Below are 21,571 nucleotides of genomic sequence, written 5' to 3'. Positions count from 1 at the left end.
CCCTCCCCAAACTTTCAACCCAATCTCCCTTGTCCGCCCCCATCATGATCAGGTTTCGTCCTAAATCGAGACTTTGCCCAAATCGGAACCCTTACGAATACGTCCTTCAAGGCGTTCAGCTTAAGCGGCGCGATCGGAGAAAAATAAAGCACACCAAATGAGCGAAGTGAAGTCATATGTAACAGAATACCCAGAAACCCCAATACTATGCCATAGAGGCCCAGCGTCCCCGCTAAAAATAACATGGGGAATCGAAGTAATCGGACCCCATTGGCAAGACTATATCTTGGAATCGTAAACGCAGAAATTCCGGTTATGGACACGATAATGACTACCGGTGCCGAGATGAATCCCGCTTGAACCGCTGCCTGACCAATAACTAAGCCCCCTACAATACTAATCGTCGGGCCGATCTGTTTAGGTAGTCGGATACCGGCTTCACGCAGCGCCTCGAATATGATTTCCATCAGCAAAGCTTCGAACATCGCCGGAAACGGGACGGCCTCTCTTGATGCAGCAATGCTCAGTACAAGATTCGTAGGGATCATTTCCTGATGGAAGGTAGAAATGGCTACATAAAGCGGAGGAGCAAATATCGCAAAATTAATAAAAAGGAAACGAATCCAGCGAGCGAAGGTAGCGCTTGGCCAGCGAATATAGTAATCTTCGCTGGCCTGAAGTCCTGTCCAAAACGTAGTAGGAACAATTAGGACAAAAGGGGTGTTATCAACCAGAATAGCCACTTTGCCTTCGAGCAGCTCCGCAGACACTACATCCGGACGTTCTGTGCTATGAACTTGCGGAAACGGCGAATAAGGTTGATCTTCAATAAACTCCTCGATATATCCTGAATCAAGAACACCTTTCAACTGAATTTGCTTCAATCTTGATCTAACTTCTTCAACTACAGCCTCCCGAACAATCCCCTTCATGTACGTTATAGCGATATGTGTTTGGGAAAGCTCGCCTAGAGTAATATATTCCACTTTAAGTTTTGATGTTTTGAGTCTAGTGCGGATCAGACTGAGGTTAGTGGAAAGCTGTTCGATGAAGCCATCCTTCGGTCCGCGTATAACGGGCTCGGAGGACGATTCCTCAAGACTTCTCTTGGATAATCCGGGAATTGAAAATGCCATAACACAACTACTCTCTGCTGTGAGTACGACAGCATGTCCATCCAAAAGCTTTCTGACGGTTTCAGATACTTTGTTAGAACTGCTCGTTGATCCGATGGAGATCAGATCTGTTGCAAGATCCCCCGCTTCTATCGTCGGTTTACCTCTTGTCGGGCTCGCTAGCATAGGCTTGATTACATGTTCATCAAGCAATTTTGGATCAATCATACTCTCTATGTAAATAATGAGCCATTGAAGCTTATGTCGGACTTCGATTCTCCGATATATCAAATCGGAACAATCCTGAAACGTTTCTTTTAAGACTTTCTCGTTATGCTCGATATCGGTCGTAAACTCTTTATCCGTATCTATATCATCATCGCCCAACGAGCCGTTTTTAAGTGATAACCACTTCACGAATTGCCCTCCGTTCCAATACACTCTCATAGTATGGCTAGGAATCATCGTATTATTCTTGCGGTTGGAATCGCAATTAGAACGCGAATGAAATGCTGGATGGATTGTAGGAGCTGATGCCAAGGATGTTCGATTCGGCCTTTGCATATGCTACAAGATATGTTACGGAAATACAGTCCTTATTAGTTAGCTATCGAGATTTCAGATAGTCAAACCTTTTCAAAAGGAGGTCTATATGGACATTCATTTGCTCAAAGTGTTTTTTACGACAGCGCAAGAAGGTAGTATATCCAAAGCGGCTCAGAAATTAAACTTTGCCCAATCCAATGTCACATATAAGATTCAACAGTTAGAGGCAGATTTACAGACCCTTCTGTTTTACCGCCATAATCGAGGAATTACATTAACCCCTTCCGGTCAAATCCTCTTTACATATGCGGAGAAAATATTGTATATCATCCAGGAAGCCCGATCTGCCATAGGGGATTCCGCTGTCCCAGCGGGGCCGCTTCATATCGGATCTATGGAAACTACCGCTGCGGTTCGACTGCCTAACCTGCTTGCCAAATACCATGTAGACTATCCGAGGGTCGATTTTCGCCTCGTCACAGGTCCTACTGAACGGCACGTTCATGCCGTTCTTCATTATGAACTAACCGGGGCATTCGTAGCCGGGCCGGTAGAACATACGGAACTGGTCCAGGAAAAAGTTGTTGACGAAGAGATGGTACTTGTGACTTCGTACACACAGCCTTTCGTTCATTCTATCCATGAATTGCAGTCACACACGTTACTCGTATTCCGTAGCGGCTGCTCTTACCGTGCAAAATTCGAACAATTGCTCCATGACGAAGGCATCTTGCCTAAAAAGCTAATGGAATTTGGCTCGCTTGAAACGATTATCGGCTGTGTCGGAGCCGGACTCGGTATTTCACTATTGCCGCGCTCTATCGTAACCGAGCCGGAACAGCAAGGACGAATCCGCTGCCATACAGTCCCCGGTAAGCACACGATCGTCACAACTGTCTTTATAAGACGCAAAGATACTTTAATCACCCCCGCTTTGTCAGCCTTCTTAGCGCAGATGCGTGCTCATTTCGACTAAGGGATAGGACATTATGTCCATCACCAATTCTCAGCAACTCATTTGTTTGATAATTAGCCAATGCTTAATTAGGGTGGCAGCCAGAAGGACCGCCACCCTACTAAGGAGAGGATCACATGATATTGATCCTAACGTCAATGTTACCTCTTGTAGCTTTAGAGTATGGGCATATTTGATGCGCCATCTCAGCAACTTCTCTAGCCAATTGCGGAGTCACACCATTAATTGTCACATCAAGCTCTACCGCTAAGGCAAAACCTCCATCTTCTGATTTGCCCATAGTCACATGGCTAGTTACCTTAGTACCTTCAACTTTGATACCTTTTTGACGTAGAGCAAGCCCAATCGCACCATCGAAACATGTGGAGTATCCTGCAGCAAAAGTTGTTCCGGGTTTGTTCCTTGAGCGCCGGACCCTCCAAGCGCTTTAGGCATTGTAAGATCAAGAGAGATGACTTGATCGGATGAAACCACTTTTCCGTTTCTTCCTCCAACTACCGTTGCAGTTCCAGTGTATAAGTTTTGCACGCATATCTTCTACTAACTGTATTTTGACTGCGAAAGATACCTGCTATTACGAATACTTCTTAAGCATTCACGATTTGCTTTTCATTTTTAATATATCGGATGTAATCTTTCCTGCTCTGTACCAACCGTTCATCTGTAAGATTAGAAACATCGCTCAACGAAAAGTGAGGAAGATAAGATGCACTGATGAAATGAGCTGTCGCTTCAATCGGCCGCAATATTTCTTGCAGCGTAAACCGATTGGATCCAGATGGTTGATACGAAGCCTCGGAGCCATATGTCGAAACGGCGACGCCAATTTCCTTGCCCGCTGTTTTAGTGCCCTCCGGTCCAAATGCCCACCCATATTGCAACACGGAATCGAACCATCTTTTTAGTAACGCAGGTGTGCTGTACCAAAATAGCGGGAATTGGAAAATAATTCGATCATGCGCTTCAACCAATTGTTGTTCTCTAGAAACATCGATATTCTCATCAGGGTAAGCTTTAAATAATTCATGAACGGTAATATCACCTTGTTTTTGCAGCTCGTCCACCCATGCTTTATTCACTCGGGATAAATCCATGTTCGGATGAGTCACGATTACTAATGTTTTCATTTTATTTACTCCCTTTCGCTGTGAATTAGATACCTATATATTTACCAGGATTTATTTATTTTCGAAGAACGAAACGTTTTTCATAAATATGCTCTCTTGCTTGATTACTAATGGTCCGTCAAGCTCAGTCAATCGTTTTATTTCAACCCATTCTGGATCGTTACAGAATCGTTCATAGTTAAGATTACGCATTTCCATATTCGCATGCTCAACAACGTAAAATAGACGGCTATTGGAATCTTCAATATCTTCCCAAAACTGCGTCACTTTCATATCATGCTTCATAAACAAATCAATAACATGATTTTTGAACCTATTTTGGAGTGCTTGCATCTTGCCAGTATTCACATGATACACACGCAGCTCGAACAACATGATTTCACCTCCTTCCATCGGTTTCATTGATGCTCACTCATATTACTACATTTGCTGTATCCGTAATAATACGGAATAATGATGTATTGTATCTGAAAATTAGATACCAACCGCCCGTATTTGAAGTTTCCGCGGAAGTCGACTATTCTTTGTAGTAAGAAATTGTATGAAGGTGGTTGAAGAATGACTGAACGCAATCCTGAGGGAAAGCTAGATTTGAGATTAATACGTGTGTTAAGAAACATGGTGACTGTACTTTACGGGAACTTAGAACGCGACATTGATAACTATGGGCTTAATACGGAAACCTTCCAAATTCTTGAATTTCTATATAGTAAAGGTCCTCATCCCATTCAAAAAATAAGCGATACCTTCTCCATCCCAACCGGGAGCATCACTTACGTGGTGGATAAACTGGAAAAGAAGAACTTCGTGGAACGGCTCCCGATACCAGGTGATCGGCGCAAAACGAATTTATCATTGACCGATACAGGACGAAGCTATTTTGATCAGATCTTTCCACAGCATGTTCAGACGATTTCCGACAATTTGTCTTATTTAACGGATGAGGAAAAGCTCCAGCTGATCGAGCTGCTTAAAAAAATCGGATATGGCATCAAAAATCATCAAGGCAATGTTATTGGAATTGAGTCGGATTCTTTATGAAAGATCCAATATTTCAGAATTAGAACGCGAAGCCGCATTTTACGGCTTCGTTTTTTTATGAATCAAATTGTTGTTGACACAAATATGCGCTGATGTTAGGATGACTTCATTCTAAGTTTAGATATTCTAATTTTAGAATATACATTTTTAAGATAGGAGCGATGGCAATGACTATTTTATCCATTATTATTCAAGTTGTGTTGGGTCTAGTTTTTTTAATGTTCGGGTTTATGAAGTTCGGATCCAAACAAATGGTGGAAGGATTCAAGCATTTTGGTTATCCTGGTTGGTTTAGATTATTTACTGGATTGGTGGAAGTCATATCAGGAATTCTCGTTCTTATTGGTATTTGGAATGGAGCTTTCGCCGTTTGGGGCAGTTTATTGATTGTTATAACAATGTTCGGGGCCATTTTAACTCATCTTAAAATGAACGACACGGTAAAACAAATGATGATGCCAATCTTTTTATTCGTTTTGGGATTGATAGTGTTACTGATAAACTTTTAAACAAAGATTATTGTGATGGGAGGTTTTGAAAGTGGATATAGGTGTAGATTCGTTTGTCGAAACAACTCCGGATGTTCAAACAAGCCAAACGATAAGTCATGCGCAGCGGTTGCGCGAGGTTGTGGAAGAAATCATTTTAGCCGATCAGGTCGATTTGGATGTATTTTGGGGTCGGTGAGCATCATCGCAGGGAATTTGCGGATTCTGCGACTGCTGTCGTGCTGGCTGCAGCGGCTCCCATGACCCGGAACATACGCTTAACCAGTTCGGTTACCGTGCTCTCTGCTGCTGATCCTGTGCGCCTGTTTCAACAATTCTCCACACTTGACGGTCTAAATGGACGAGCGGAATTATTGCGGGCCGAGGCTCTATGGTCGATGCGTTTCCATTGTTCGGTTATGATTTAAACGATTATGAAGAGCTATTCGAGGAGAAACTGGAGCTATTATTAAAATTAAGAGACTCGGAGAACGTTTCTTGGAAAGGAGGGCACAGGCCGGGCTTTACGAATTTGGGTGTATATCCGCGTCCGGTGCAGAATCCTCTACCCGTTTGGCTTGGTAGTGGGGGGAATCCGGAATCGGCGATACGCGCAGGGGTCCGTGGACTTCCTCTTGTTTTGGCAATCATTGGCGGAAGTCCCTTACGATTTGCGTCGCTTGTGCCGCTCTACAAGAACGCGGCAGCTCGTGCAGGACATGATGCATCGAAATTAAAGATAGCAGTACATTCTCTCGGGTTCGTTGCGGAGAATACCCCGCTTGCGGGTCGATAAATATTTCCCGCCCACTCAAGCATCAATTAACTATTTTGGCAAAGAGCGCGGTTGGGGACATTACAACCGCTCAAACTTCGATGCAGCATGCAGCTTAGAAGGCGCTTTATATGTAGGCGATCCCGAAACGGTCGCCAATATAATCATTTACATGCGCAAACACTTAGGATTCACACGATTTTTGCTCCATTTGCCAGCCGGCACCATGCCGCATGAGAATGTTATGAAAGCTATAGAACTACTCGGAACCGAAGCGCCGTGAGTTCGGGAAGAAGTCGCAAGCTAGGAGGCGCGTAACGTACATTCGAATTAACTTCCATTATAACAATAAAATCTTGAACCAAATCCGATCGCTTAACTCCAAAGTGCGGCGCCTTTATGAGGTGTTGGTCCCATCCCTAAAGCCAACCTTACGAGGCGCCTTCTTTTTGGAAAGAGCAATGTTCCAGGAATTATCGTAATGTTCAAAGCAACACATAAGTGTGCTTTTAGGTTCTCATACTACAGAAATTTGACCCATATTTATGGTTCATACGGAAATCGCCCCGTTTCTTATGCAGATTCATGTACGCTCTACATCCTCTTGAAGCTAAACATTACAGTTCATTGAGGATCGGCGCACATATGTCGGCTACGGCACCGGCAGAAAACGGACTTACTAATTTCCCCGAAGCCAACAGATTCAAATAGTTTGCACTTCCACCCTTACTGCAAAATGCGAGGTAGTCATTCCAAGTCTCCTGATAATTGATTTTTGACCGTCCATAAAATTCAAATGCACTCATGAGTGCAAGGTTGTAGTCGATATAGGAAAAAGGAGCGTTGAAGAGATGAGGTTGGCTATGCCAAGAAGTCCTAGAAGTCCTACCCTTAACGGATTCTTGATTTCCCCCTGTACGCCATGGCAAAAATTTTTGTTCAATTGCACGCCATAGTTCATGGCGCTGAGATTTGGTTAAAGTCGTGTCCTCATACACGCTGTGTTCAAATTCATCGATAGCGCATCTGTAAGGAAGATACCGCAACGCCTCATACAGATGATTCCGTCTAAACATATCCTTATGTTTCCCGACGATAAGCTCCAAATAGGGATATACAAGGAACTCCATCGTCTTGGAATGCACTTCGTTAATGCTGACCGTCGAACGGTGGTATTCGAACAACGTGTGACGGCGTGCTGCGGTATAAAATGCAAACCCGTGCCCCAATTCATGAATAAACATGAATGCGTCATTGCCTTTACCCTTTAAATCGCTAATTATAAACGGCGCTTTATAGTGTGAGAGCATACAACAGCAGTAAAATGGACGCTTGTGGGGTCTAGGCTCAACATCTAACAATTCATGATCATAAATGAAATCAATAAAATTTCCGCTTTCCTGCGAAATCTCGTGAAATATATTTCTGACATTATGAACAATGTTCCCCACCGCATCCGTTGCCACAGAACCATCATATGGGCTATCCTTTTCAAACGCGGCACAGACAGGCGTTATGACATTAAGTACCTGAGAACGAAAAGAGGTGATGTCTTGCTTACCATAATCAATGCGTCCCTGAATGCGATACGCCATCTCGATATAACTATCGAAACCGAGACTCGCGGCCAGTTTCGTGCGCACACCGATCATGGCAGTATATAAGTCATCGAGTTCGTCGGAGACCGCTTCTATTGTTTTCCCTGAAGAAACCAGTTTCATATATTCTAAGCTTAGCCGGTTTTCTTCAAGCTGCATCGGAATGGCTTTTTCTCCGGTTAGACTTCTTTTGATCCTCAGATCTTGGATAATCTTTTCTCCAAATTCAGCTGTAATCTCCTTAATATAAGGTGAATCCAGAAGCACATCGTCACATTCTTTTCGAAGCAATTTGATTTGCGGTTCTTCCATACCATCTGTGTGCACTGCACTCTTGTAAAATGTATCTGATGTATCGGTCAGATAACGAATGTATGCAAGATCTGTTAACATATACAAATATTGATCCGCGTTTTTTCTTGATATCCACAAATCACGGAATGTCTCATACGAAGACGCTGCTGCCATGTCCTCCTTGGATTTCAACAAGGCAGCCCTTTGTTGTTCATAATCCGGGCTAATATATTGGAGTTCTGAAAATTTTTGCATAAGTCCCCTCCTCACGATCGTTGTTGTCCATTTTGTACTAAATCGATAACGCGGCTGACGATTTATTCCTGCAGCACATCTCAATATGATTCGACATAAACGGTAGTTTCCCTTTATTATCCATTTTGGAAAAGCGCCACATTCCCCTGCGATCCATAATAAAGAAAACTCCCGAGTCCGCTCTTCTGGAAGCGGGGCTGGGAGTTTCATAGCAAGACGAAACATCTCCTTACATATTATTTTTTGTTGTTTTTCGCATCCTGAATACTCTTGTTGGCCTCTTCCTCCGCGGTGCGCAGTGCCGTATTTACATCGGTATTCCCAGTAATGAGCGGCAAGTATTGCTTAATTAACGCGTTTGTCACCATAGCGTCATATTGCGTTTTTGGCGCAGACGGTGCCGTTTGATTGAAGAAGAGCGCATTCACGACATTTTTATTCTTATAGCTGCCAAGATCTTGAGCGAACGCTTTTTTGATTTTTTCATCCTTCAGAACCGGGACGAAACCGCGCTTTGAGAGATCCAATTGATACTCGTCGGAGGTCAAATATTTCAACATTTCCATCGCCTGATCTTTATATTTGCTTGAGGAGCTGAGGCACAGAACAGCAGGATAAGGCTGCGAGCCTATGCCGGGTTTCTCCTTGAAGACGGGGAGCGGTGCCATATCCCAATTAAACTCCTTGAAATAGTCCTGGTCCTGAAGGCCGTAGTTCATAATAAACATGGCTACCGTTCTGTCTTTCATGAACGTGTTGTTGTTGATCGTCGATTTAATCGCCGTTACCGCATCTTTATACCCGTCCACGAGCGTCGGTTTAATAACTAGCGTATCCAGAAGATTCTTGAACGTCTCGTTATTCACTGCCGCCTTCTCCGTCGTCTTATCGACGAATGGAGCAGATAAGGAATTCATCAATATGGCATGATGCGGCGACAAGCCAAGACCGATATACTGCACTCCGTCTTGTTTGCGAGTTAGCTTTTTCCCCAGCTCGATCGCTTCTTCCCAAGTCATGCCATTGCCCGGATACGCAATTCCGAACTTATCGAAGATGTCCTTGTTGTAATACATCACAAGTCCGCCGGTTTGAATAGGCAGACCATATAATCCGCCGAGCGACTTTACCGCATCAAGCTGTCCCGGATCGAAACGATTGAAGTCAATCCGATGTTTTTTAGCCAGATCGCTGATATCGAACTGCGAACCTGTATTCACCACCGAACTTACAGCACCGGCAACGGAATCATAGATCAAATCCACCTGGCTGCCCGATGTGATCAGCGTCTCCATCGTCACATCCTTGGTTTTCCGGATATAGGTAATCTTGTAATTCGGAAATTTTTTCCGGACCGCATCGCCGATTCTCACGTCAAATACGTTTTCCGGGTCGCCCGGGTTACCGAATACGACCAGCTCGGCCGGTTCGTCCGTTTTTGCGGATACCGTCGCATTGGTTTCGGCTCCTCCCTGTCCGGCTGAATTCGCTCCGCTGCACGCGGAAAGAAGGGACATCGGCGCGGCAAGCGCAAGCATCACGACAACTGCTCTTTTATCGAAAATCACGGATCGTACCTCCCGATTCAATTTTGAGTGTTTTACTCAACTTTTGAATAGCATTACTATGTCTTTTCACTTCAGGGAAACCGTGGGTTTGAACAAAGGAGGTGAGATCACTTGCTGAGCTTGGCTCGGAACCTTGCTGTCTGAGGTGTGCTTGCGTTCATTCGGCGGGTTATTGTATTGTTTACGCGATGAAGTGGGTATGAATGGTACAACATGCTTATCAGCCGTTATCCAGAGGCTGCAGGAAGATCTGGTTGGTCCTGTGAAGATTGTTCATTAACCGGCAGTATGTATGCTGCAAAAATACATTTCCGTGTTATCCGATCGTTAGCGATCGCTTCTACAATCAATCGGTTCATGCCGGGCGCAACCTTCTGCTGTATCATAAAACGACCGTCTGCTTCGGCCTCGCCTACATGTTTGCCGTTGATGCGAATGGCCGCGTGCGATACGGTTTCCCCTCGCAGCACCACCTCATCCGTATATACGGTTAGGTCATCTCCTGTCAGTTCGGAAATGGCAAGCATCGGACCTTTATACATTTCGGCCAGTATTTCATCCAGTACCGGGGCTGTCGCGCCGGAAGGGCCCTCGAAACCGAGTACTCGGGCCATCGTTGGCGCCATTGAGATGTTATAGACCAGATCATCACAAATAATGCCTTTCCTGACGGCTGCCCCGGATATCATGGCAAAGATGTGCTGCGAAGATTCGTCCAGCGAATCGTGCTGTCCCATGGCCCATCGCACCAGATTAGGGTTACCGGTCTTGAAATGATATGGCGGCTTCGGGGAGATAAGAATATCGGCAAACTCGAGCGGCAGCCCTCTTTTGAACAGGTCAGCTCGGAACAAATGGGTGCCGTAATATTCCTTTTGTTTCATGCGGCTGACGATTTCGTCAAGTACAGCCTGCTCCGCAGGCACTCGGAACTGAATATGCGCCTCCAGGCCGGCGGTCATGATCACTACTTCCGTTTCCGGGCGAGCCTGTTCCCCGTCTCGAAACAAAATCTCCGTTTTGAAGTTTTCTCCTTTGAAGACCTTACCGGTATCGGCAATCGTCTTCTCCAAATCGGGGAGACTGGAAAGCGTCCCCGGAGGATACGGCGAGGTCTCTGGCTTCGACGGCGCGCCAAAAGGCGTTATTCCGTGGTCCGTCGTGAGAAATATCGTCGTTTGATCATAAATCCCGCGCTCCTTTAATGCTTGAACAATGCGTCCAAGCTCGCTATCCATCGCAATAAGCGCGTCAATGATCGCTTGACGCCAGTCGTCTAGGGTTGACATCGCTTGATCAAGGTTATGACCGAGATGGTCGAGCGTGTGCGTGTAAATGGACAGAAAGCGCGGCACTTCATTCATCCGGATCGTTTTGCTGCCGGTGTGGAACGCTTCGCCCTTAATGATGTTGATGAGCTCATCTACGCGCTCTTTAAAGCCGCTAGGCGTAGGTGCTTTAACATAAGGCCGACATTCGTCCCCCTCAAAAGTACCTCTGCTCTCAAAATAAAACGCATTTACCGATGCGGCCGAGCTGCCGTTACGATACGCTGCTTCGGCGATGTTTTCAAGCGCATTTTCACGCTTGTATTGAATGATTTTGTTCGCCTTCACGTTGTAATATCTGAAGCAATTGCCGGTATCGATCGGCCATGCACCGGATACGATCGCCTGCTGCATCGCTCCGGTAATCGAAGGAATACCCGTTCGTGCATTGGTAAACAATACGCCTTCAGCAATCAAGGCATTCAAATTCGGGGTTCCCCCGTTCGAAGCCAAATTGGCGAGCCGGTACCATTCGTATGCAAAGGCATCCCAATTTATATACAGCACATAGCTGTCTTCATGATCCTTCAATCTTTCTGACGAAGAAACCGCTTTCATATCGTGAGTGTCTCTGCCTGGCATTGCTGCAAAACCTCCATCCGTGAAATTGGATTGCATACAGACCTTAGCTTAACAACGCCTCCTCCGAAAATTGGGAACGTTCCCTATTTTTAAGGTGAGTATACCCTCCAGCCTTTTCCATGTCAAGCGATTCTCCAGCAGCGTTCAAGCCAATATTAAAAGGCCTGAACCTGGTTCCGTATCAGGTTCAGACCTCACAATTCCAAAACATGATGCTTGTCAGCAAGAATCTCCTAAAATTAAATCAGGAGCGACGAGCTCACTCTCAACATTCTGCTCACCGTCCATTTTCCGTATCAGTTTTTCAAGAGCCAATTCACCCATTTTTTCGCTCGGCTGCTTTAAAGCTGTAAGTTTGGGATGCAGATATTCAAAAAATTCGAAATAGTCATTGGAAAGAAGCGCAACATCCGCTGGAATGCTTATGTTTTTTTCCCTGCAATAATTTAATATATGCATACTGGTAAAATACGAAAAACTCAAATAAGCTCTTTTTTTAGATTTCTCCAAGTAGTCAACGACGGCTTCCTTTGGAATTTTCAGCTTGGTATTCCATACATGATTTTCATACGGCAATCCTTTATTTTTCATGTAATTGGCAAACGTGCTCTGTATTACCCGTTCCTTCGACAGCTCGTCTTCTCCCCAAGTAATAACGCCTATATCCGTATAGCCCTTGTCGAGCAAATAATCCAGAGCGATGATCGTCGCCTTCGCCCAATCGGTTTTGACAAAGCATTGATGTTCATGCCCCGGGACGGACCAGTTGATCAGAACATGCGGAATGCCATAGCTCTCTAACGTGTGCAAAACCTTCTTGACAACAGGATTAAGCAATAAGATGCCGGACAGCCCTTTTTCCTGAATGACTTCATTGAGCCCCGACGGATCGGAGAGATCTTCTGTGAATATAGTAATGTCGAAGCCTAGTTCTTTCGCTTTATTCATGATTCCGCCTAATTTGCCTATGTTGATCTGCTGCAGTATGCTGGAATCAGACATTTTACTGGAAAATAATAAACCGATTCTCTTGCTTGCATTGGTCCTTAAATATCTTGCAAAAAGATTAGGCCTGTATTTTAAATCCTCAATCGCCTTCCACACTTTTTCTTTTGATTTTTGGCTTACTCCATAATGATTGTTCAGAGCTCTTGAAACGGTGGACTTACTCACGCCCGCCCTTTCCGCGACTTCAAATATATTAACTTTGTCTATCTCCAAGTCACTAACCCCATTACGGATGTATTTTTGCGCCATTGCCTAATTCGAGGCTTCATAGCGGAATTTATCGCGAATGAATGTGCGTGTGCAACTCATTATAACAAAGCATAGAAGGGTTGGAAAGTAAACCTAATGGCCGAAACCCGCTTATCGTCTTTCTTGATGAAACGATTCGCTAGCGACCTGGCCGCGAGAGTTGTTCACCCCGGCGAACCGGCCGTTCGTGCAAGAAGAAGCATTCCCCTTACTTATCGGCCCGATCTCTGCAATCATTCACCTTCAATATTGGATTTTATGGCGAATATTTCATGCACAGTCTGAGCATAACATTACTAACAAGATGTCATCAAAGGAGAGCTTGGCATGTATAAACCGTTTCCGGATGATCCGTCCATAGACAAGGAATTATCCGGTGCTATGGTGTCATCGGATCTCGCCGGAAACGTAACCCAACTAAAAGAGTTATTTACGGATTGTGCCGATGTGGTCTTTCACCCTTTTCAAAACCATCATAAGACAGCAGCCACTGTGGTATATATTCGCGGCATGATCAATATGGAACTTCTGGACGGTTACGTGCTCTCCCCTCTCAAGCACAAGGATTCCGCTCCCGCCGAATCCCTCTCAAACATTTGCGAGCAAATTACGATTTCAGATTATAAAGAACTGCAAACCATCGGCGACATCGTTAATGACGTCTTGGACGGCAGGCCGGTGCTGATCATCGACAAACTTGCCGGCGCACTGTCACTCGGATTAACGAGCTTTGAGAAACGGTCCATCGAAGAACCGTTAGCGGAGTCGGTGGTGCGCGGCCCCCGCGAAGGGTTCATTGAAACACTGGAGGTGAATACCTCTTTAATTCGGAGAAGACTCAAGACGCCAGCATTAAAACTTGTCTCTTTCACCGTTGGCCGGTATTCCAAGACGGAGCTGAATGTGGCCTATATCCAAGGGATTGCCAAGCCGGAAGTGGTCGATCAGGTGATGCATCAGATCTCCCGGATCGACATCGACGGTGTTGTGGAGAGCGGGATCATTGAGGAATTAATGGAAGGAGACAATTATTCACCGTTTCCCCAAGTGCAAATCACGGAGCGTCCCGACGTAGCGACTTCATGTCTATTAGAGGGGCGCGTCATTATCATCACGGACAATACGCCGATGGTTCTCATTGCTCCGACGACCTTCTGGTCCATGCTGCAATCGCCCGAGGATTATTACCAGCGCTTCATTATAGGCACCCTTATCCGTTGGCTTCGATACCTGTTTTTACTGATCGCCATGCTTGCTCCGGCCGTATATGTCGCGGTGCTGACTTTTCATCAGGAAATGGTACCGACGACGCTGCTGCTTCGCGTTGCGAAATCGAGGGAAGAAATACCGTTTCCGGCGTTGCTGGAGGCGCTCATCATGGAAGTAACGTTCGAAGCGCTGCGTGAAGCCGGCGTTCGGCTGCCCAGACAGGTGGGATCCGCCGTCAGTATTGTCGGCGCGCTCGTGATCGGCCAAGCCGCCATCCAAGCCGGACTGGTCTCGGCGCCGATGGTCATGGTGGTTGCCATTACCGGGATCTCTTCGTTCATGATGCCCCAGTACCCGACCAGTATCGCTTTGCGAATTCTTCGTTTTCCCATTATGATTTTATCCGGCATCCTCGGATTGTTCGGGCTCATCATCGCGATGCTGTTCATTATTAGCCACTTGTGCATCCTCCGGTCCTTCGGCGTGCCCTACCTCGCCCCGCTATCGCCCATCTATCCGAATGCCCTGAAGGACGTGCTCATTCGCGCGCCACGCAGCGAAATGAAATGGCGTCCGGCATTTTATACCAAGAAGGGAAATCTGAAAAGACAGCGAGGCAAACCCGATGAGCGACAATAAGCTCAAAGGCCGCATCGGAAGGGGTCGGGAAATGAGATTATACGTATTGTTTCCGCTGCTCTTGCTTATCGTTCTGCTGGCCGGCTGCTGGGACAAGATTGAAGTCAATGATATGGCCATGATCGTATCCGCAGGCATTGACCACATCGATGACGATCAGATTGAGCTGACCGTGCAAGTCTTTATCCCGAATCCAACCGCGACTTCAGACGGCGGAGGCAACGGAGGCGCCGGCGGGGAAGGCAATGTCTATACCTTTTCCACCAAAGGCAGTTCCATGCCGGATGCTTTAACGGATCTACAAAAGAAGCTTCCCCGTTATTTCACGTGGAGCCATACCAAGGCTTATGTGTTTGGCGAGACGCTGGCCCGCCGAGGTATGAATGACGAATTCGACTTCTTATTCCGAGATATTCAGCCCAGGGAACAAGCCAATTTTTTCATATGCAAAGGGACGGCAAAAAAATTGCTCAACTCGCAAATTGATCCGAATACGTATGAAACGTTAATCAAGCTATCCCAGAAGCCCACCACCCGTTCCTCTACAATGCATGAAGTCGAGGCGCTGATTAACGGCGAATCCGGAGCATTTTTACTGCCTACCGCAGACTTAACGACCATGCTCACCAACGGCGTCGAAAAACGAATCCTTTCCGTCAGCGGACTGGCGGTTATACATAACAAGAAGCTAGTCGGTTATTTGGACAATGAGTGCACAACGGGGCTTCGATTATTACAGCATGCCGTGCTCGGCCGCAATATTACGTTAACCCGAAAAGAAGAACCGGGAAGCATCGTAATTCGGGTGCTTCACAGCAATATGAAGCTGTACCCGTCTATCGATAACGGAAAGTGGAAAATGCGAATCAACGTGAAGCTGGATGCGGATGTCGTACAAAACTCGACCAAGCTGGTTCTAGCCAACGGATCGGATTCTTTGAGAAAAATCGAAGGCACATTCAATGAAGAGATCAAACAAACGATCGTTTACACCATGGAACAGCTGCAGAACAAACTGAAGACAGATGTTGTCGGCTTCGCACGCGCTTATCATAAGAAATACCCTCAGGAGTGGAAGAACGTAAAAGCGGCCTGGACGCCTGTCTTTCAATCCGTTGAAGTGGAGATTGAAACGAAAACGCGAATCCATCTTCCTGGAATAACCAATATTCGGGTAGCGCAATGACCCATGAAGAGGAGCCGATACGATATGGATAATATGACGTTAAGCAATCGCCAATTGTTTTGGATGATGGTGAGCATGCAGGTCATCATGACGATTTTGCTGACCACTTCCCCTGCCATTCAATCCGCCCAGCAAGATGCATGGTTCTCCAGTATTTTGGCGACAGGGATCGGCAGCGGAATAGCCTATATCAGCGTAAAACTTGGGACTTTTTTTCCCGGTCAATCCTTAATTAGCTATAGCCGCCTTCTGCTCGGAAAATGGATGGGCAGGTTGGTTTCGAGCCTGTATCTCATCTTCTGGATTACAACCTTAACAGTAATATTAAAGCAGTTTAGTCTGTTTATTACGGGCACCATCATGCCCAAGACGCCGGTCCCCATCATCATCATACTGATGCTTCTTGTTGTTCTGTATCCGACCTTGCACGGCGTAGCTGTCATAGCGCGTATCTGCGAATTGACGGGGCCGATTATTTTGATCGGCGTACTGGGACCGATGTTTTTAGCTGTGAATGAGATGAAAGCAGATCGATTGCTGCCTGTATTTTCAGATAACGGATATTGGAGCATCGTAAAGGGATCGCTACCGATCGCTACTTTCCTCGGCGATTGTATTATGACGCTTGTACTTGTTTCATTCGTCATCCACCACAAGCATGCGGTCCGTCATGCCGTAGCCGGCGTCATGGTATCCGGTATCCTTGTTCTCCTCTCGATTCTTGTAAGTATTTTAATTTTCGGCCCTTATGTGGCTGCCGGATATCCATATCCGATGTTAATGATTGTAAGGTCGATTTCACTCGGAGGTATCATTGAGAACCTCGACGCCATCGTGATCACGATCTGGATCACCAGCATTTTTACGAAGTTGGCGTTATATTTATTTGTTGCAGTTTACGGTACCGCACAGCTATTCGGGCTGAAGGATTGGAGAAAGCCGATATGGATCATTGCGCCGCTATGCATGATCTTGGCATTGATTCCATTTAACTTTGAAGAAATTTCGGTCATATTCCCCGCATTGATCGCCGTTCGGTATATGTTTCCCCTATGGATGGTAGGAGGTCCGTTGCTGTTGTTTCTGGTCGCTCTGATCCGGCGCAGGAATGTATCTGCTACCTGAGAGTATTGTTGTTCGTATGCATTCCTTGCGGCAGCCGTACTTCGAATACGGTGCGAATCAAGCTGCTGTCGACCGTGATCGTTCCTTGATGCTGCGTCACGATATTTTTGGAAATAAATAAGCCGAGTCCTGTGCCGCCCTCCCGTTGAGTCCGCGATTTGTCGCCGGTATAAAACATATCGAATAGATGCGGCAGCTCGTCGGGATGGATGCGGTTTCCGTAATTGACTACTTGAACTACGACTTCGACTTCTTCAAAGAATGCGTGAATGTCTACAAACTGGCCGTCGTTACCGTACCGAATCGCATTGGACAGCAAATTCTCAAACACGCGCGCCAGCAAGTCGCCGTCGCCCGAAAGGATCAGATGCGGGGCAACGTGCAATCGGGCTTCCAGTTGATTTTTCTCAAATACCGGATATAGTTCTTCGCTCAGTTGGGTCAGCAGCTCGCTTAAATCGATCGGCCTTTTCTCGACGGGCAGCATGCCGTAATTCATTCTCGTGATTTCGAACAATTCGTCGATCAGCTTCTCCAGACGCTGGGACTTGGCAAAGGCGATGCCCGTATAATGCCGGACCTGCTCCCTTGTCAGCTGCTCGTCCTTCAGAATGAAGTCAAGGTAGCCGATAACGGAGGTGAGCGGCGTCCGCAAATCATGGGCCAAATTCAGCACCAGCTGATCCTTGCTGCTCTCGGCAAAATCGCCTTTCTCCACCGCTTGCTTCAGCTTCTCCCCGGCCAGATTGATATCCGCGGCAATATCCCCGAACTCGTCCCGGGACGCCACCGACACCCGCTTGTCGAAATCGCCGCTCGCGAGATGACGAATGCCCGCAGAGATTTCTTTAAAATACGCCGCATATGGCTTCGTGAGCAGGAAGAAAAACAAGACCGCCAGCGGGATGAAAAATAGCAGGAAGAAATTGATCTCCCCTACCGCTCTTATGAACAGGCGAACATAAGCCAGCGTATCTTCGACTTGGACCTGGGTATGGTAGTAATATTGAAGAATTTTGTACAGCGCATAGGTGATGATACCGGATAGGAGCATGCTTAAGCCGGACAGCGCGATCATTTTGGAACGGAAACTTCGCAATAGGTTAGCCATTGAAGGAATAGCCTACCCCCCAGACCGTTTTGATCAGCTTGTTTTTGTTCGTATCGTCGCGCAGCTTTTTCCGCAATGTCCGAATATGGACCATAACCGTATTGCTGCTTTCAAAATACGCTTCGCCCCATACGTGCTGAAAAATATGTTCCGAGCTGAACACCTTCTTCGGATAGCTGGCCAGCAGGTACAAAATATCGAATTCCTTGGGCGTCAGCTCGATCGTTTCGCCGTACAGAGTCACCGTACGCTGATCGGGGTAAATGACCACGCCTCCCGCTTCCAGCACAGGTTTGCCGGCTGACACCGGTTGACTCATCTGTAGATATCGGCGAAGATGGGCGTTCACGCGCGCGATCAGCTCCATCGGGTTGAACGGCTTGGTCATATAATCGTCCGCGCCTTGTACCAGCCCTGCGATTTTGTCAAGGTCCGAAGTTTTGGCGCTCAAAAAAATGATCGGCATATGACTATGCTCCCGAATATGCCGGACGACTTCATAACCGTCCAGCTTCGGCATCATTATATCCAGTATCGCCAAATTTACAGGATGCGCCGTAACGGCCTGAACGGCCTCCTGCCCATCCCCCGCTTTAATGACGTCGTAGCCTTCTTTTTTCAAGTGCAGCTCGATCAGGTCCGCGATTTCCGCCTCATCGTCCGCAACGAGAATTGTCATCCGCTTCATGGTATCCATCCTCTGCATATTGTTCACGCTGCAACCATTATAGCAGATTCATTCCGGCGATACCTGTTCGCCCCAGTTTACTGAACTTCTGCGCATGCAAAAGCCGACCGCTCGGGCCGGCTTATGAATTGAACGATGGCATTCCGCTTCATCCATACGCTTTCAGCTAGGACAATACCTTTTCGAGCTCGCCGCACCACTTGCTCCAGCCATATTTGGCTCCATGGAGTGCCGGTTCATTCGAGATTCCGGTTTGTTCGAGATGAAGGTTAATCTTTCCGTCGCCCAGATCCTGCAGCGTCCAAGTGACGGTGTGCTTCTCTGCACCGCTGGCCCAAGTATAGGACAACCGGTTGGGCTGGTCCACGATAAGCACTTCGCCGTTAACAATCCCGTCCCACCATTCGGTGGGCTCCGTACGGAATTGAAAATGATGCCCTACGACAGGCTTAAAATCGTTCTCCATGGGCTGACCGTTGTGGATATTGACCACCCACTTGGCAAGCTTGCTTGAATCGGTTATGGCGGACCAAAGCTTCTCGATCGATGTCTTGTACTGAAAATCCAACGATAATGTTAAACTCATTCTTCTTCCTCCTCTAATAGCTGATTCAAGCGCAGCATATTTGCGCTCCAGAACTGGCTGTAAAAAGCTAGCCAATCTTGAATTTCTCTGAGCGGAGCGGCGTTAAGCCGATATCGCGTTTCTCTGCCGACTTTTCGGTCAAGCACCAGCCCGGCTTCTTTAAGAATTGTCAAATGTTTGGATACCGCTGTACGGCCCATTTGAAACTGCGACGTTAATTCATGAAGCGGTATCTCCCCTGCTTCTGCGATCAGGCGAATCAGCTGGCGCCGGGTTGGATCCGCAATGGCGTCAAACACATCCCGCAACGGGTTGTTCTCGTTCACAACGCCCCCTCCAAAATCATATTTTCGTTAAATGACCAACTCCTTAAAGCTTGCGGTTGTTCGGCCGCAGCGCCCACGAGGCGATATTCAGTGCAGCATAGAACAGCGGCAGGATCACATAAAACCCGTAATCCCCATAATCATTGGCAAACACATGAGATACAGCCGCACCCGTCATGACAAAGAAAATCCCCGCATGAACCCATTCTTTAAGCCGAAGAAAACCAGGCACAACGAGCGCGATGGCTCCAAGCACCTTCCACACGCCGAGAATGGTCAAGATGTATAACGGGTAACCCAGTTTCATCACTAACTCGACGTTCCCGCCCAATTGTATGAGCTGCCCGATCCCGCTCATCATAACAGATGCTGCGAGCAGTAAGGTGACCGTCCAGTGATCCATTTTCCTCGGGATTGCGTTTCTGTTTTCGCGGTTGTTAACGCGCCGATCATCTGACTCATATGATTCCTCCTCATCATTGTTTCCAACGGATACATTCCTAATTGGACACCGTTTGGTGTCATGTCAACAGCATTTAAAACACAACACAAAAAAGCCTCGGACAATTCACCGAGGCTTCCTGATCATGCCGCTGCTCTCCCCTGTCCCGCTCCATCTCCTTGTAATAATCGGTCTTCTCGTTCAACACCTCCAACGTTACGGTAAGCTGGGCGATCTGCTCTCTGATTCGTTGTTTATGCTCCTCGAGCATTCGCCTGCGCTCACCGACCGTCTCCTCCCCGCGGTAGCGCAGCTCGGCGAAATGCTGCATCTTCCTACCGCGGCTCAGAGCGATTGAAGCGAACGCTGGATCGCTTGACAGCCTGCCTCGACCAAAGGTTCGACGCGCGGCGCCGCCTCGTCCGGCAAGAAGTCGCTCGTCCAGACGAAACGTACGCCTCCAGCTGTCTCAAGCAGTTGCATGGACGCACTGTGATGGGTGAAGCCTCCGTTCATTACCGTATAGACCAGGCGGTGCATCTCCTCGTCCAGGGTTACAAGCTGCTCCTGAACAACGTATCCGTTGCTGAAGGTTACCGTACGCTTACCCGAATCCTCCTGGCAATCCACCAAGACGCCGGCGAACAGCTGGGCCGCGTTCCCGAATTCCCGAAGCTGAACCCAAGCTTTATCAAGACTGCAGGCGATTTCGATTTCACGTTGTATCGTTGCCATTTATTTTCCCCTCCCCATATTCCGCCGTTATGCCCTCGTGCATCGAGTACGGCGATTCAAAGCTGATTCGTTTCGTTATCCAACAACGTCAAGCTGCCCACGAGCCTTGCAATTTACGAATGAAGATGATTTGCCCCGTATGGTAGATATCGTGAAGAACAAGATCCGATACCCACTGGTAAATCGTGATACCTTCAACCTCGTGTTGCAGTTCTTGATCGTTCATCGCTACAAGTTTTTCACGAATACGTGTATGGATGTTTTTCAATGTTGCAACGGTTTCCTGCCACTCGCCTTCTGTGGTTATACCGGCTTTCTCTTGAAAGCTTGTATCTGTGGATGGAGCTTCTTCGGAACCGGTAAGGGCGGACAGCAGCGATGCCTTATAGAAAGTGATGTGATGAACCAATTCCTGAATCGTATTCACTGCTTTCCCTTCGGTTCTCCAGCATGCCTGCGCAGCGGCTACCCCCTGTAATCCGCGTTCAAGCGGAGGATACCAGCCGCTCTCCTTGTCAAAGCAGGAATCCCATGCGCTTACCAATTGCTCTGTGGTCGTCATATCGAATTTTGC

At 47.0% G+C, this 21,571-nt stretch carries 20 protein-coding genes and 3 pseudogenes; 7 read left to right on the top strand and 16 right to left on the bottom strand.

Translation table 11 applies throughout. From position 1 onward, the window contains the following. Window positions 1–14: 14 nt before the first annotated feature. Entirely contained in the window at window positions 15–1,532 is a 1,518-nt protein-coding gene (locus KXG62_RS05340) for a spore germination protein (RefSeq protein ID WP_246627299.1), read from the bottom strand. 235 nt (window positions 1,533–1,767) lie between these two features. On the opposite strand from KXG62_RS05340, the gene KXG62_RS05335 reads away from it, so the two are divergent. Further along, entirely contained in the window at window positions 1,768–2,637 is an 870-nt protein-coding gene (locus KXG62_RS05335) for a LysR family transcriptional regulator (RefSeq protein WP_218090892.1), read from the top strand. A 112-nt stretch (window positions 2,638–2,749) separates the two neighbouring features. On the opposite strand, the pseudogene KXG62_RS05330 reads toward KXG62_RS05335, so the two are convergent. The 3 genes and pseudogenes from KXG62_RS05330 to KXG62_RS05320 all read right to left on the bottom strand — a co-directional run bounded on the left by KXG62_RS05330 (window position 2,750) and on the right by KXG62_RS05320 (window position 4,139). After that, window positions 2,750–3,165 (bottom strand): annotated as a pseudogene (locus KXG62_RS05330) (organic hydroperoxide resistance protein). Window positions 3,166–3,224: 59 nt separating this feature from the next. Then, a complete protein-coding gene (locus KXG62_RS05325) occupies window positions 3,225–3,764 on the bottom strand; it encodes an NAD(P)H-dependent oxidoreductase (protein WP_218090891.1) in 540 nt (179 codons plus the stop codon). A gap of 51 nt (window positions 3,765–3,815) precedes the next feature. After that, complete coding sequence (locus tag KXG62_RS05320; protein WP_218090890.1) at window positions 3,816–4,139, bottom strand: NIPSNAP family protein; 324 nt, start codon at window positions 4,137–4,139, stop codon at window positions 3,816–3,818. Between the two features lie 183 nt (window positions 4,140–4,322). Here KXG62_RS05320 and KXG62_RS05315 point away from each other — a divergent pair, with 183 nt between their 5' ends. The 3 genes and pseudogenes from KXG62_RS05315 to KXG62_RS05305 all read left to right on the top strand — a co-directional run bounded on the left by KXG62_RS05315 (window position 4,323) and on the right by KXG62_RS05305 (window position 6,351). Then, a complete protein-coding gene (locus KXG62_RS05315; protein ID WP_218090889.1) occupies window positions 4,323–4,805 on the top strand; it encodes a MarR family winged helix-turn-helix transcriptional regulator in 483 nt (160 codons plus the stop codon). A gap of 167 nt (window positions 4,806–4,972) precedes the next feature. Then, a complete protein-coding gene (locus KXG62_RS05310; RefSeq protein WP_218090888.1) occupies window positions 4,973–5,314 on the top strand; it encodes a DoxX family protein in 342 nt (113 codons plus the stop codon). A gap of 31 nt (window positions 5,315–5,345) precedes the next feature. Next, window positions 5,346–6,351: pseudogene (locus tag KXG62_RS05305) on the top strand (Atu2307/SP_0267 family LLM class monooxygenase). A 334-nt stretch (window positions 6,352–6,685) separates the two neighbouring features. Here KXG62_RS05305 and KXG62_RS05300 read toward each other — a convergent pair. The 4 genes from KXG62_RS05300 to KXG62_RS05285 form a co-directional block, all read right to left on the bottom strand. Then, complete coding sequence (locus KXG62_RS05300) at window positions 6,686–8,215, bottom strand: M3 family metallopeptidase (protein ID WP_218090887.1); 1,530 nt, start codon at window positions 8,213–8,215, stop codon at window positions 6,686–6,688. Window positions 8,216–8,451: 236 nt separating this feature from the next. After that, window positions 8,452–9,783 carry an ABC transporter substrate-binding protein gene (locus tag KXG62_RS05295; RefSeq protein ID WP_218090886.1) on the bottom strand — a complete coding sequence of 444 codons (1,332 nt, stop codon included), beginning with the start codon at window positions 9,781–9,783 and terminating at the stop codon, window positions 8,452–8,454. Window positions 9,784–10,010: 227 nt separating this feature from the next. Further along, complete coding sequence (locus KXG62_RS05290; protein ID WP_218090885.1) at window positions 10,011–11,693, bottom strand: alkaline phosphatase family protein; 1,683 nt, start codon at window positions 11,691–11,693, stop codon at window positions 10,011–10,013. 219 nt (window positions 11,694–11,912) lie between these two features. Continuing rightward, complete coding sequence (locus tag KXG62_RS05285; protein ID WP_218090884.1) at window positions 11,913–12,914, bottom strand: LacI family DNA-binding transcriptional regulator; 1,002 nt, start codon at window positions 12,912–12,914, stop codon at window positions 11,913–11,915. 363 nt (window positions 12,915–13,277) lie between these two features. Here KXG62_RS05285 and KXG62_RS05280 point away from each other — a divergent pair, with 363 nt between their 5' ends. From KXG62_RS05280 to KXG62_RS05270, 3 genes are read left to right on the top strand one after another with little or no spacing between them, the layout of a single operon-like run. After that, complete coding sequence (locus KXG62_RS05280) at window positions 13,278–14,798, top strand: spore germination protein (RefSeq protein WP_218090883.1); 1,521 nt, start codon at window positions 13,278–13,280, stop codon at window positions 14,796–14,798. A 31-nt stretch (window positions 14,799–14,829) separates the two neighbouring features. Then, window positions 14,830–15,984, top strand: coding sequence for a Ger(x)C family spore germination protein (locus tag KXG62_RS05275; protein ID WP_218090882.1), 1,155 nt, complete (start codon window positions 14,830–14,832; stop codon window positions 15,982–15,984). Between the two features lie 24 nt (window positions 15,985–16,008). After that, the gene (locus KXG62_RS05270; protein WP_218090881.1) at window positions 16,009–17,109 is read left to right on the top strand and encodes a GerAB/ArcD/ProY family transporter; all 1,101 of its coding nucleotides are present in this window, start codon (window positions 16,009–16,011) and stop codon (window positions 17,107–17,109) included. Here KXG62_RS05270 and KXG62_RS05265 read toward each other — a convergent pair. The 8 genes and pseudogenes from KXG62_RS05265 to KXG62_RS05230 form a co-directional block, all read right to left on the bottom strand. Further along, window positions 17,102–18,220, bottom strand: coding sequence for a HAMP domain-containing sensor histidine kinase (locus KXG62_RS05265; protein ID WP_218090880.1), 1,119 nt, complete (start codon window positions 18,218–18,220; stop codon window positions 17,102–17,104). The genes KXG62_RS05270 and KXG62_RS05265 overlap by 8 nt on opposite strands. Beyond that, the gene (locus KXG62_RS05260; protein ID WP_218090879.1) at window positions 18,213–18,908 is read right to left on the bottom strand and encodes a response regulator transcription factor; all 696 of its coding nucleotides are present in this window, start codon (window positions 18,906–18,908) and stop codon (window positions 18,213–18,215) included. Before KXG62_RS05260 ends, KXG62_RS05265 begins: the two co-directional genes overlap by 8 nt. A gap of 166 nt (window positions 18,909–19,074) precedes the next feature. Then, window positions 19,075–19,494 (bottom strand): SRPBCC family protein, encoded by a 420-nt coding sequence (locus KXG62_RS05255; RefSeq protein WP_218090878.1) that lies wholly within the window; start codon window positions 19,492–19,494, stop codon window positions 19,075–19,077. After that, window positions 19,491–19,820 carry an ArsR/SmtB family transcription factor gene (locus KXG62_RS05250; RefSeq protein WP_218090877.1) on the bottom strand — a complete coding sequence of 110 codons (330 nt, stop codon included), beginning with the start codon at window positions 19,818–19,820 and terminating at the stop codon, window positions 19,491–19,493. The genes KXG62_RS05255 and KXG62_RS05250 overlap by 4 nt, the downstream gene beginning before the upstream one ends. Before the next feature lie 43 nt (window positions 19,821–19,863). Continuing rightward, window positions 19,864–20,282 (bottom strand): annotated as a pseudogene (locus KXG62_RS05245) (DoxX family protein). Between the two features lie 74 nt (window positions 20,283–20,356). Further along, window positions 20,357–20,593 carry a MerR family transcriptional regulator gene (locus KXG62_RS05240; RefSeq protein WP_218090876.1) on the bottom strand — a complete coding sequence of 79 codons (237 nt, stop codon included), beginning with the start codon at window positions 20,591–20,593 and terminating at the stop codon, window positions 20,357–20,359. 14 nt (window positions 20,594–20,607) lie between these two features. Beyond that, window positions 20,608–20,997, bottom strand: coding sequence for an SRPBCC family protein (locus KXG62_RS05235; protein ID WP_218090875.1), 390 nt, complete (start codon window positions 20,995–20,997; stop codon window positions 20,608–20,610). An 88-nt stretch (window positions 20,998–21,085) separates the two neighbouring features. Then, complete coding sequence (locus KXG62_RS05230) at window positions 21,086–21,559, bottom strand: DinB family protein (protein WP_218090874.1); 474 nt, start codon at window positions 21,557–21,559, stop codon at window positions 21,086–21,088. Window positions 21,560–21,571: the final 12 nt, after the last annotated feature.

The organism is Paenibacillus solanacearum (assembly GCF_910593845.1).
GTDB classification, from domain to species: domain Bacteria; phylum Bacillota; class Bacilli; order Paenibacillales; family NBRC-103111; genus Paenibacillus_G; species Paenibacillus_G solanacearum.
This window is presented reverse-complemented; position numbering and strand designations above follow the sequence as displayed.